General features: G+C 61.5%; 10 protein-coding genes. 5 read left to right on the top strand and 5 right to left on the bottom strand.

Annotated features, from left to right (window positions below; genetic code table 11):
* The first annotated feature begins 75 nt into the window (after positions 1-75).
* Entirely contained in the window at positions 76-4,752 is a 4,677-nt protein-coding gene (locus APH36_RS23750; protein WP_060500667.1) for a dermonecrotic toxin domain-containing protein, read from the top strand.
* A gap of 5 nt (positions 4,753-4,757) precedes the next feature.
* Here the strand turns inward: APH36_RS23750 and APH36_RS23745 are convergent, their stop codons facing one another.
* The 4 genes from APH36_RS23745 to gpmI form a co-directional block, all read right to left on the bottom strand.
* Entirely contained in the window at positions 4,758-5,525 is a 768-nt protein-coding gene (locus APH36_RS23745) for a divergent polysaccharide deacetylase family protein (protein WP_060500665.1), read from the bottom strand.
* Positions 5,526-5,533: 8 nt separating this feature from the next.
* Complete coding sequence (locus APH36_RS23740; protein WP_060500663.1) at positions 5,534-6,850, bottom strand: S41 family peptidase; 1,317 nt, start codon at positions 6,848-6,850, stop codon at positions 5,534-5,536.
* Between the two features lie 78 nt (positions 6,851-6,928).
* Positions 6,929-8,236 (bottom strand): murein hydrolase activator EnvC, encoded by a 1,308-nt coding sequence (locus APH36_RS23735; RefSeq protein ID WP_060500661.1) that lies wholly within the window; start codon positions 8,234-8,236, stop codon positions 6,929-6,931.
* A gap of 141 nt (positions 8,237-8,377) precedes the next feature.
* On the bottom strand, positions 8,378-9,913 hold the full coding sequence (gene gpmI, locus APH36_RS23730) for a 2,3-bisphosphoglycerate-independent phosphoglycerate mutase (RefSeq protein WP_060500660.1): 1,536 nt from the start codon (positions 9,911-9,913) through the stop codon (positions 8,378-8,380).
* Between the two features lie 206 nt (positions 9,914-10,119).
* Between gpmI and APH36_RS23725 the strand changes: the two genes are divergently transcribed.
* From APH36_RS23725 to secB, 3 genes are read left to right on the top strand one after another with little or no spacing between them, the layout of a single operon-like run.
* Positions 10,120-10,533, top strand: coding sequence for a rhodanese-like domain-containing protein (locus APH36_RS23725; RefSeq protein ID WP_019098297.1), 414 nt, complete (start codon positions 10,120-10,122; stop codon positions 10,531-10,533).
* Between the two features lies 1 nt (position 10,534).
* Entirely contained in the window at positions 10,535-10,789 is a 255-nt protein-coding gene (grxC, locus tag APH36_RS23720) for a glutaredoxin 3 (protein WP_003249204.1), read from the top strand.
* A 39-nt stretch (positions 10,790-10,828) separates the two neighbouring features.
* Positions 10,829-11,314 carry a protein-export chaperone SecB gene (secB, locus tag APH36_RS23715; protein ID WP_060500658.1) on the top strand — a complete coding sequence of 162 codons (486 nt, stop codon included), beginning with the start codon at positions 10,829-10,831 and terminating at the stop codon, positions 11,312-11,314.
* A 101-nt stretch (positions 11,315-11,415) separates the two neighbouring features.
* Here the strand turns inward: secB and trmL are convergent, their stop codons facing one another.
* Complete coding sequence (gene trmL, locus APH36_RS23710; RefSeq protein ID WP_012274606.1) at positions 11,416-11,877, bottom strand: tRNA (uridine(34)/cytosine(34)/5-carboxymethylaminomethyluridine(34)-2'-O)-methyltransferase TrmL; 462 nt, start codon at positions 11,875-11,877, stop codon at positions 11,416-11,418.
* Between trmL and APH36_RS23705 the strand changes: the two genes are divergently transcribed.
* Positions 11,876-12,313, top strand: coding sequence for a hypothetical protein (locus APH36_RS23705; RefSeq protein ID WP_060500656.1), 438 nt, complete (start codon positions 11,876-11,878; stop codon positions 12,311-12,313). The two genes, trmL and APH36_RS23705, sit on opposite strands and share 2 nt — an antisense overlap.
* Positions 12,314-12,640: the final 327 nt, after the last annotated feature.

Here is a 12,640-nt window from a genome sequence, read left to right as displayed (position 1 = left end):
CCGATTAAATAGATACCGCATGGCGTGGCGGCTGCTCTTCATCCTTGCTGATCGTCATTCACAAGGAGCCACCGCATGGCTTTCGAGCAAACGCCCATCCCGGATCTTCATGCCGCTGTCAGTGCCGAGTTCGCCAAACGCCCTACGATGCGTGAAGTGGCCAGCGAGCAGTTGCTCATGGTCCTGACCCGCCATGTTCCAATTCTTGCTACTGCCACCTTGCCATCGGCTGAGTACATCACGCTGCTGGTGCCTGTGGATAAAGCCGAGTCGTCCCGCCCTTACGACAGCTGGACGTCTCGGCCCTTGGTCGATTGCGTCATGGAAAGCCTGCAGTCAGGGCGCCCGCTTATGTCCCTCGGGGCAGCCGGAGGCACTTTCCATATTGCCGTACAAGCGCCCTACTACCTGAAGGATCAGCAGGGAAATTCGCTCACCTACAACATGGTGGCAATCACCAACGCCCTGAGCGACCTGGAAGACCTTGTGCTGACGCTGCCGGAGTATTTCAGCCAGGCCCAGGTGGACTACTGGTCGCAAACGGGCAGCATGGGCGCGCCTCGTGAACGTTGGTTGGCGCTGGCCATGCGTGCTGCGCTCTTGCAGAACTTGCCGTTGCAGGGCCTGGATGACCTGCAAAGGGCCTGTGTGCTCGGTCTGCTTCAGGGCGGTAAGCAGCAACCTTCGGTTTTTGTTGTTGAAGTTCACCTGCTGCTGGATGGGCAGACAGTCTCGCTACTGCTGCCAGACCTTCTGCTACAGGGTGAGTGTGATGAAGCGCAGGCCGTTGTGTGGTGTGCGCCATCGAGTGTGGTGTTGGCTTATGACACATTCGACGCATTTGCCTTGGCACTGCGTGAACGCTTGGCGGAGCGTTACCGTTTCGATTCGATGACGTGGGACCGCCATGAGCTGGAGGGCGACAGCTTTGCGCAGCAATGCACACTGCTGCTGGAGCGCATGCTTACCTCGGCGCGGCGCCTGCGGTACATGCACGTTGAGAGCGTGGAAGCCCTGGAGCAAGCCTACGCTCGCGTAACGGACCCCGCTCAGTGGTTCATCGAGGGTTACCGTGCGGGTAATGACAGCAAGCCTGATGTGCCGCCGGGGCTGCTGGCCGCCAGTGCACCGAACAGTTTCGCCTGCCAGGCTGCCCTGTTTGACCTTGCGCTGGCCCAGGCACAGTCGGATGGCACAGGTGCACTGGACGATGTGCTGGACCTGTACAGCTATGCCAGCCAACGGCTGAGAGCAGAAATGTTGGCTGACCATCCGGTGGATGCCAACTACTTTGCCGACGACTTGCAACTCACGCTCACCCTCGCCAGGGGAATACCAGGGGGCGCCGGTGCCGGGCCCGGTGGCGGCGCTGTGGAGCATCGCAGCATGAGCCTGACGGAGTTTGCCATCGGCAACCTGGCTTCGCTCGATGGTGCAACGTTGACGGGGGTCAGCCATTCGCAAGGCCAGCTGATCATGGATTGGCTCACACTGGATTACTTGAAAGCACTGGTCGCCAGGGTCGATATCGGTGCTCATTACCCCACGTACGTCGCCGACAAGCTGGACGAGCCCTATACACGTCAAGTGCGCATGGCCCGGTTCGCGCGAGAGTGGCGATGCTCACTGTTGTTCTGCGCCCTGTCGGCCAGAATGGGTGGCACATTGAGTGAGGCAGGCTTGCAGGCTGTGGGTGATTATTGCCGTGGCCTGCTGGATACGGAATTGCCAGCGAGTGTGCTGATGCCCTTGGCGTTCAAGCGAGCGCCGGATGCGCGTGAGCCCGACCAGGTAACGGGTATGTATGTGCTGAAATGCACGGAACCTTCGACGGTGCTGTTGTACCGCCCTCTGTATGGCAATGCGGCGCTGACAGAGTTCGCCAGCCTTTCGCACATGATGAAAGCCATCCGCCAGGCAGGCGCGTTGCAGGACAGCATTCTGACGTGGCTGCCGGCGTCGGCCAGGCCGGTCTACGACAATGGCGGTTTCCTGGAGCCGCACCTGGGCCGGCCGATCATCGATACCTCGATTTTGCCTGAGCCCGCTCAACCCGCCAGTTTCAGTGCACAGTTCTGGAAGGCGGATGTCGACACCTACCTGTACAACGCCAATCGGCAGCTGTTGATCGAGCTGGCGGACCGTAATGCCGTATCCAATGCAGAAAGCCGCTGGGCACTGTTGGTCAAGGGTGCCTGGCTGCTGTTTGATGTGGCGACGTTGCTGCTGCGTGGCCCTGTTGCCACCGTAGCTTGGCTGGCTCAAGCCATGTCAGGTATCACGCGTGACGTAGCGACCTGGCAGCACGGCAGTGAGTTTGAACGATCGGCAGCGGTGGTGGACCTGGTATTGAATGCAGCCATGGCCCTTCTGCAAGCGCGCTTGCCTTCCGCTGTTGAGGGCACGACGCCGCCGGGTGGCCGGGTTGAGTACCCGGAGCTGCCATTGGCCGGTGCATTCGAGGCCGTAGCCGGCGACTCACCGGCCCAAGGCAAGGTAGGTTTGCCCAGTGGCTTGGGTGAACAGGTATCCACGTTGCTGGAAACCCGTTGGCGTGACATGCAGGGTTTCAACCTGCTTGCGCCTGAGCGGCGCAGCGCATTGCTGAAGTTGCGTTCACCCGTCTCGGTCAATGGCCTTGAAGTGATCCAGAGCGGCCCATGGCAAGGTCTCTATCAGATAGCACAGCGCTTGTACGTGACCCTTGCCGGTGATGTTTATGAAGTGCAGCCCGACAATGACCGTGTGCGTGTCGTGACCACGACGGGGGAGATGGGGCCTTGGCTTGAACCCAAGTACGGGCAGTGGCATATCGATGCGGGTTTGCGTTTGCGAGGGGGTATGCCCAAGAGCCGGCGCACACTGCTCAAGGAGCAAAACCAGCGCAAGATCGAGGCGCTAAAAGCCAAAGAAATAGAGCTTTCCCAGCGGCATAACGCGTTGGCTGAACCACTCAACCGGCACCGTGATTTGCTGATAGCCAAGGACAAGCGGATCCAGGTGCTGGAGGCGATCGAGCAGCCCGACGAGCTCAACCTGCAAGAGCTTGAACTGACCCGCCGCTTGCGCAAGCAGATCAACATCAAGCTTGCGTACGAACTGAAGGCTGTCATCGATAACCTGGTCGAGCATGACGCCGTTCTCGGCGAGCTTTATGCCTTCAGGCATGACGATCCTACCTTTACCGGTGCATTGGCTGACCTGCGTAATAGTAGTCGGCAGGACCTGATTGACAGTGTCGCGACCTTTTACAATGAGCTGGCCAAGTTCATTAACAATGCTGACATCGATACGCTCGCGGAGCAGATTACGGTTCACCCTGAGGGGGAGGCGGAAATTGCGCTGTATGTAGCGTTTCGTCAGGAACTTGTGACCGTTGTGAAATGGGAAATGGACATGGTCGATGCTTCCAGCCTGTTTGACCGTCTGCTCGAAGAAACGCTCAACGACGATACCTTCTCTTTCCGCGATCGTGAAACCGAGGCGCGTATAAGTAAGGACAGGGAGCTTAAAAGCCAGATCGAACAGCGGCGGCTGACGGCGGTGGACCTTAAGTTCCGCCTGCTCCAGGATCTGGGCGAGCTCACCCTCGATCGGCTTGCCGATGTCGAGGAACGTGTGTTGCAGGATTATTTCGAATACCTGTCGGGGAGCAACCTGAGAAGTGCCGGTAGTGCGCACGGTGACCTTGCCGGCAGCACGTTGGGCGTGGCGGACCGCATCGAGGTCTTGAAAGGGGTGCTGGAAGTTTATGAAGAAGCATCGACCATGGCGGACTACCTCGCCAGTGTAGGCGGTGCCGCGATCAAGGCGGAGCAGCTGAAGGCCTACCAGAAGGTGTTGGGTGAGTTGAAAGGCGCGGCTGAAAAGGAAATGGCTCAATGGGTTCGGGAAGAGCAGTTGCAGGAGTTGCGGCCCATGCGCGTCCAGGTTCATGCACCCAGAGGAGGGCGAAGGCACTTGGCGCGTACACAGCAGGGGCGCAGTGTGTTGGCCGAGGAAGTCGAAGTGGATGGCGTTGCGCTTGTGCAGCAGCGTGACTCTCGCACTCAACACGTGCTCAAGACATTTCGGCAGCAGGACGATGCATGGGTCGAGGACGCGCTTGAGCAAGCGCAGGAAGACCCGCGCTCACCGCTTGATCCGCATGTCAGCCGTAAACAGGCCCGGGCGTTTATAAATCAGACTGACGCGGTTGTCGGCCTGGCGCGAGGGTACCTGAAAGCCAATGAGCCCCTGAACCTGGCAACCATCATCGACGGGCATCTGGAAAAGCTCAATGAGGCATTGGCCGGGCATTCACCCGGGGATGAGCTATTCGAAGGGCTGACCGCCGCAGTCGAGCGGTTACAGACTGTCCGCCGTGATTTCCTGACGGCCTTGTACTACTCGACCAGTTCTCCTAACGCCAACGGCCTGCGCTATTTGCACGAGCAGAAACTGATAACCATCCAGCGTGTCGGGACGCTCAAGGCACTTGCGGCCAGCGATTATCTGGATATTTACGAAGTCCGGCGTTTGCCCAGGGAAGGCAGAGCCGTGGGTGAGGGGCTGTGGGAGGCGCACTTCCATTACCCCAGCAGCACTACACCAGCCAGCGATTTCACCAAGGGGCACCTGAAACTTTGGTCGCAGCGCAAGCTGGGGCGTTTGGCGCAGATGCGTGCGGCCGCCAGTGGGCGCGACTTGCTGGATATCTACCGGGGCGAACTGCGGCTGGCTGACGTGGCGGGCATTATCGACTTCACCTGAGCACTTCAGCGATTGCTGTACTGGCCGTGCTTGCCATGGGCGGGCATGGCCTGGTTGCTACGTTCGGCGATCATCTGCTTCAGGTTGATCAGCTCGATGCCCTGGCGCCTGAGCTGGGGCAGCTCACGTTCCAGTACTTGCAGGGTTTGCGGGTAAGGGTGGCCGATCAGCACGGCCGAACCCTGCTTGCGCGCCAGGGCGATGCCTTGCTGCAACTGGCCGGTGATGGCCTCGGTAGTGCGTACATCGTCGAGGAACACATCGCGCGAAACGTGGGCAAGGCCGATACGCTGGGCCTCGGCGGCGGCCACGGTGGCCGCGCTGGTGCGGCTGTCGACGAAGAACAGGTGACGTTGTTGTAACTCACCCATCAACCAGGTCATGGCATCACGCTGGGCGGTCATGCGGCTGCCCATGTGGTTGTTGATGCCGGCGGCGAATGGCACCTTGGCCAAGGCTGCGTCCAGCCTGCTGGCCAGGACCGGCAGCGGCAACTCGGGGTGCCAGGCATAGGGCCCGGTGGCAGGGTCCATGGGCATGTGCAGGATCACCGTCTTGCCGGCCTTATGGGCCTGGCGGGCGAAATCGCTGGCATGGGGGGTGTCGGGCATGATCGCCATGGTCACCGGGCCGGGCAGGGCGAGGGTGCGGCTGTCCCGCTCGGTGCTCTGGCCCAGGTCGTCGATGATGATGCTCATGTAGGCCTTGTTGGCCGGTGCCGCTTGCACGACCCCGGCCAACAGGCAGAACAACAGACACAGCAGATACCGCATAGGGTGAATCACTTGCCTGAGGTGATGTTCAGCCCTTTGAGCAGGCTCAGCGCCTGGCTCAACTGGAAGTCGTCATCCTGTGGGCGCTCCTTGCGCTTGCTGCTCCCGGTCGGGCGGTCGGCGCCGCCGTTGCCGTTGCCCAGGTGCCCCTGCAGGTCCGCTTCCTTGAAGTTGTCGGTGTCGACTTCAGCGGTGAGCTTGGCCGGGCGTACTTCGATATCGGGGACGATGCCCTGGGCCTGGATCGAGCGGCCATTGGGGGTGAAGTACAGCGCGGTGGTGAGCTTCAGGGCACGGTCGTTGGCCAGTGGCAACACGGTCTGCACCGAGCCTTTGCCGAAGCTGTCGGTACCCATCAGCACAGCGCGTTTCTGGTCCTGCAGGGCGCCGGCGACAATCTCGGAGGCCGAGGCACTGCCGCCGTTGATCAGCACCACCAGTGGCACGCCTTCGCTGGCGTCGGCCGGGTCGGCGGAGAAACGCAGTTCGGAGTTGGCGATGCGGCCTTTGGTGTAGACGATCAGGCCCTTGGTCAGGAAGTGGTCGGCCACTTCCACCGCCGATTGCAGTACGCCGCCCGGGTTGTTGCGCAGGTCCAGCACGACCCCGCGCAGCTTCTTGCCGTTGTCCTTGCGCAGCTTGGCCAGGGCCTTGCCCACTTCGTCACCGGTCTTGACCTGGAACTGGGTGATACGGATGTAGCCGTAGTCGTTTTCCAGCAGCTGGCTCTTCACGCTTTTGACCTGAATGACCGCGCGGGCCAGGGTCACGTCAAACGGGTTACCGCCGTCGCGCACCAAGGTCAGGGTGATTTTTTCGCCAACCTTGCCGCGCATCTTGTCGACCGCTTCGGTCATGGTCTGGCCGCGGGTCGGGGCGCCGTTGATCTTGACGATCAGGTCGCCGGCCTGCACGCCAGCCCGGGAGGCCGGGGTGTCATCGATAGGCGAGACCACCTTGATGAAGCCGTCTTCCTGGCCTACTTCGATGCCCAGCCCGCCGAACTCGCCGCTGGTGCTTTCCTGCAGCTCCTGGAAGTCTTCGGGGCCGAGGTAGGCCGAGTGCGGGTCAAGGTTGCTGAGCATGCCTTTAATGGCGTTTTCCAGCAGGGTCTTGTCGTCCACTGGCTCTACATAGGCCGCCTTGATGCGGTCCATGACCTCGGCGAAGGTGCGCAGCTCTTCCAGTGGCAGTGGCGCCTTGGCCGTGACCTCGGTGGCGGGCACTGCGGCGGCCTTGGCCGGCTCTGCAGCAACGGCCAGGGGCGCACCGACCGCCAGGGCGATGGACAGGGCCAGCTGGGTGAGACGAGGCGAGTGCAGCATGTCGAACGAACTCCTGATCCTGTAAGCGCTCCCTGGGGAGCATCGGCGCAGCACTCAGGCTACGCCGTTGAAATTTGACTAGCCCCGGCACCATTGCGAAGGGTCGGTCGGCCGGCCCTGCTGGCGGATGGCGAAGTACAAGCCTGCCGCGTCCTGGCCACCGCTGTCGCCAACGGTGGAAATGGCTTCACCGGCCTTGACGATATCACCGGCGCTCTTGAGCAGGCTCTGGTTGTGGCCGTACAGGCTCAGGTAACCGTTCCCATGGTCGAGAATGACCAGAAGGCCGGCACCGCGCAACCAGTCGGCAAACACCACGCGCCCGCCGTGTACGGCACGTACCTGGGTGCCTGGGTTGGCGCTGATCATCACCCCGTCCCACTTGGCACGGGCATCGCTGCCGCGGGCATCGCCAAAGCGTGCCAGCAGTCGACCATTGACGGGCCATGGAAGTTTGCCCCGTGCGGCAGAAAAAGCGCCGCCGTAGTTGGCGCCGTCGCTGGAAACCATCGGGCCCAGGGTAGTGCGTGCCTTTTTCGGTGGCTCCACCGGCTCCTTGGCCTGTTCGCGGGCAGCGGCGGCGGCCAGGGCTTCCTGCTGGCGGCGTTTTTCAGCTTCCTGCTGGGCCAGCAAGGCTTTCTTGCGTGCTTCTTCAGCTTCGCGGGCCTGCCGGGCCAGGGTTTCCTCGATGGTCTTGAGCACTTTGGACAGGTCGGCCTGGTCCTGCTCGCGGGCCTGCAACTTCTGGTCGCGGTCCTTCATGTCGCCATTGAGCTTGGCCAGCACCTGCTGGCGCTTGCCGCGCTCGGCTTCCAGGGCTTGGCGGCGGCTGTCGAGGTCGGCGCGCTGGGCCAGCAACTGCTCCTGCTGGCTGGCAATTTCCTGCTCGACGTTGGCCAGCTGGCGCAGGGTCTCGTTGAAGGTACGCAGTTGTTCCAGGCGCGCCTTGCTGATGTAGTCGTAATACGTAAGGGTGCGGGCGAACTTCTCGGGGTTCTGCTGGTTGAGCAGCAGCTTGAGGTATTCCTCGCGGCCGTTGTTCTGGTAGGCCGAGCGGGCCTGGATGGCGATCAGTCGCTGTTGTTCAACGCGGGCGCTCTGGAGTTTTTTTTTCTCGGTATCAAGGCGCTCCAGATCGCCCTCGGTCTTTTTTAGTTCTTGTTGCAGTGCCTCCACCTGCTTTTCGAGGTTACCGATGTCGGTCTCGGTGGCTTTGAGGTCCTTTTGCACACCGGCCTTTTCTTCCTGGAGCTTGCCCAGCGTCTTCTTGAGCTCGGCAATGTCCTGGCGGGTGGCGTCCAGTTGCTGCTGGGTCTGCGCACGCTCATCGGCAAAGGCCGGGCTGAGCAGGCAAGACAGGGCTAGGAGAATCAGGGCGCGAAGCATGGAGTTTGGCGTACCAAGGATGGAGACTGGCCTAGTATGCCCGCCCGGGCAGGCAAAAAAAACGCCTCGCTGCGGGTGCAGAGGGGCGTTTGTCTGGAATTCATGTGCAAAGGGGCTGCTTTGCAGCCCCAACACACCGAATCAGGCGTCGACCAGGATCGAAGTACCGGTCATTTCCACTGGTTTCTCCAGCCCCAGCAGCTTCAGCATGGTTGGCGCCACGTCGGCCAGCACGCCGCCATCACGCACTTTCACGTTGCGCTTGCCCACATAGATGAACGGCACCGGCTCGGTGGTGTGTGCGGTGTGCGCCTGGCCGGTGCATTCGTCTTCCATCTGCTCGACGTTGCCGTGGTCGGCGGTGATCAGCGCTTCGCCGTCCACCTTGGCCAGCGCTTCGACGATGCGGCCGACGCAGGTATCCAGCGCTTCAACTGCCTTCACCGCAGCCTCGAACACGCCCGTGTGGCCGACCATGTCGCCGTTGGCGTAGTTGACCACGATCACGTCAAAGCGCTGCTGCTCGATCGCTTCGACGATGCGGTCGGTTACTTCTGGCGCGTTCATTTCCGGTTGCAGGTCGTAGGTTGCAACCTTTGGCGACGGGATCAGGATGCGCTCTTCGCCTTCGAACGGTTCTTCACGGCCACCCGAGAAGAAGAAGGTGACGTGGGCGTACTTCTCGGTCTCGGCAATGCGCAACTGGGTTTTGCCGTGCTTGGCCAGGTACTCGCCCAGCACGTTGTTCAGGCTGGCCGGTGCAAAGGCTGCCGGCGCCGGAATCTTGGCCGAGTACTGGGTCAGGCCGATGTAGGCCGCCAGTTTTGGCAGGCGTGCACGCGGGAATTCGTTGAAATCGGCCTCGACGAACACACGCGACAGTTCACGGGCACGGTCGGCGCGGAAGTTCATGAAGATCACGGCATCGCCGTCTTCGACCTTGACCGCTTCGCCAATGCGCGTGGCCTTGACGAACTCGTCGCTCTCGTCACGAGCGTAGGCTGCTTCCAGGCCGGCTTGGGCGGTGTCGGCAGTGTATTCGGCGGCGCTGTCGACGATCAGGTTGTAGGCCGCGCTGACGCGGTCCCAGCGGTTATCCCGATCCATGGCGAAGTAGCGGCCGATCAGACTGGCGATGCGGCCCTTGCCCAGCTTGGCGAAGGTGGCGTCGAGCAGTTCGATGGACGACTGCGCGCTGCGTGGTGGGGTGTCACGGCCATCGAGGAAGGCGTGCAGGTAGATTTTTTCCGCGCCGCGCTGTGCGGCCAGTTCGGCCATGGCCACCAGGTGGTCCTGGTGGCTGTGTACGCCGCCATCGGACAGCAGGCCGAGGATGTGAACGGCCTTGCCGGCGCTGGCGGCCTTGTCCACGGCACCCGTGAGCACCGGGTTTTCGAAAAATTCGCCGTCACGGATGGCCTTGGTCACCCGGGTGAAGTCCTGGTACACGACGCGACCGGCGCCCAGGTTCATGTGACCGACTTCGGAGTTGCCCATCTGCCCGTCCGGCAGGCCGACATCCATGCCCGAGCCGGAAATGAGGCCATGCGGCTGGGTAGCGCGCAGGCGGTCATAGACCGGCGTGTTGGCGGCAAAGATGGCGTTGTGTTCGGGGCTTTCGCTGTGGCCGAAGCCATCCAGGATGATCAGGACCAGGGGTTTGGGCGTACTCGTCATCAATCAAACTCACGGTTGTTCAAAGATGATAAAGACACGCATTTTAGGGCAAATCCGCCACCAGCGGCGAATATTCGTCCTATTGCCTGACCAGCGCGCCCGATGTAGCAACATGAAGGTACCTTTCCCTCCGGCCTGTCGGGCTTTGGTGGCACTGGGGGGCTGTGTATACTGGCCGGCATTTTCAATCGCCTGGAACACCGCTGATGGTTGCTCACCTGATTCAATTCGCGACAGATCACTACATCCTGGTTGCGATCTTCGTTGTTCTGCTGGTCCTGCTGCTGCTCAATGAAATCCGCCGTGGCGGCCAGAGCCTGAGCAACGGCCAACTGACCGCCCTGGTCAATGCCGACAAGGGCCTGGTCGTCGACATCCGTACGGCCAAGGAATACGCCGCCGGCCACATCGTCGGTGCGATCAACATTCCGCAGGACAAGCTGGCCACCCGCATGAGCGAGCTGGACAAGCACAAAGAGAAGACCCTGATCGTCGTCGACGCAATGGGCCAGCAGTCCGGCACCCATTGCCGCGAACTGCTCAAGGCTGGCTACACCGCTGCCAAACTGAGCGGTGGCGTTTCCAGCTGGAAAGCCGATAACCTGCCCCTGGTGAAGTGATATGAAGCCCGTCATCGTCTATTCCAGCGACTACTGCCCCTACTGCATGCGCGCCAAGTACCTGCTTGAGAGCAAAGGCGTGGCCTTCGAGGAAATCAAGGTCGACGGCAAACCGCAGGTGCGCGCCGAGATGAGCCAGAAGGCCGGTCGCACCTCGGTGCCGCAGATCTGGATCGGCAGCACCCATGTCGGTGGATGCGATGACCTCTATGCCCTGGAGCGCGCCGGCAAGCTCGACGCGCTGCTGGCGGCCTGATTTGCACTGCATTCAAAAACATTAGGATAAGGATCTGCCATGACTGACCAACAGACCAACGGCGCTGCTGCAGAAGACAACAGCCCTCAGTTCTCCCTGCAGCGCATCTACGTGCGCGACCTGTCGTTCGAAGCCCCGAAAAGCCCGCAGATCTTCCGCCAGAGCTGGGAGCCGAGCGTCGCGCTGGACCTGAACACCAAGCAGAAAGCCCTGGAAGGCGACTTCCACGAGGTGGTGCTGACCCTGTCGGTTACCGTCAAGAACGGTGACGAAGTGGCGTTCATCGCTGAAGTACAGCAGGCCGGTATCTTCCTGATCGCCAACCTGGATGCGGCTTCGATGAGCCACACCCTGGGTGCGTTCTGCCCGAACATCCTGTTCCCGTACGCCCGTGAGACCCTGGACAGCCTGGTGACCCGCGGTTCGTTCCCGGCCCTGATGCTGTCGCCGGTCAACTTCGACGCCCTGTACGCGCAAGAAATGCAGCGCATGCAGGAAGCGGGCGAAGTGCCGACTGTTCAGTAATCGCTGCCGGTATCAGGAAAGCGCCTCTCGGGGCGCTTTTTTATTGCCTGTTCCGGCCCTTCCGCGGGCATGCCCGCGAAAGGGCCCTTGCAGGTGAAAGATCAGCTCCCGGCAAACCCGTTCTGCCGCCAAGCCTCATACACTGTCACCGCCACGGTATTGGACAGGTTCAGGCTACGGCACCCTGGCCGCATCGGCAGGCGCAGGCGTTGTTCGGCTGGCAGGCTGTCCAGTACTTCGGCAGGCAACCCGCGACTCTCTGGCCCGAACAGGAAGGCATCGCCCGGCTGGTAGGCCACTTCATGGAACGGGTGCGAGCCCTTGGTGGTAAAGGCGAACAGCCGTGGGTTGCCCAGGCTTTCCAGGCATCCGGCCAGGCTCTCGTGGCGCTTGAGCGTGGCATACTCGTGGTAATCCAGCCCGGCGCGGCGCAGGCGCTTGTCATCCAGTTCGAAGCTGATGGGTTCGATCAGGTGCAGGTGGCAGCCGCTGTTGGCGCACAGGCGAATGATGTTGCCGGTATTCGGCGGAATTTCTGGTTGAAAAAGGATGACGTGAAACATGCACGGCTCCAAGCGTGAAGATGACGGGCATTCTACCCCTGAACCGGACGTGCGTTCGAAGGCCTTCCCACGGATGATGCTGTCGCTGGCGATCGTTGGCGTTATGGTCGGGTTGATGATTGGTCGCCTGACAACGCCCGAAGAGCGGGTATTGCAGCAGGTGGAGGTGGTGCAGGACGGCCTGGACCTTTGGTTCAATGAAGAACCGCAGCTGCACGGCGAGAACGTGGAAGGGACGGTTGCGTTGCTGTTCCAGGCCCAGGGCAAGGCCCAGCAAGGGCAATTGAGCCTGGCGGGGAAGCCGGTGAGCTGGCGGGTGCAGAAGAGCAAGGAAGGCTTGTTGCTGACAGTGGTGGCGGCGCGTCCCCTGCAGGGCGAGTGGGCCGGTGCAGAGGACGCTGGGCGCTGGCGTGTGCAGGTGAAACTGCACGAATAAAAGAGGGGATATCCCGGCCTGCCTGTACCAGGGTCCCCAAAAGGGGTACTGCGTGTTGCGTGTAAAGGGGGGATGTCCCGGCCTGCCTGTACCGAGGTCCCCAAAACGGGCGGTGTTGCGAATAAAAGAGGGGTTCACCCGGCCTGCCTGTACCAGGGCCCCCGAAACTGGGTATGTATTAGGTATTGCAGGGGGCGTGCCAATTTTGCAAAGCCCGTGAATATTGGGCTTTGAGGGGTATTTGGCCGGGTTTTGAGGGGATTTGTGCCTTCGAGAGGTGCATTGGGCACAGGATCGGTGCATCGGGAGGCTGAAATGGCTGGGGCC

Source organism: Pseudomonas sp. NBRC 111133 (assembly GCF_001320605.1).
GTDB lineage: Bacteria > Pseudomonadota > Gammaproteobacteria > Pseudomonadales > Pseudomonadaceae > Aquipseudomonas > Aquipseudomonas monteilii.
Note: the sequence above shows the minus strand (reverse complement) of the source record. Positions and strands in the feature narration are given on the sequence as shown.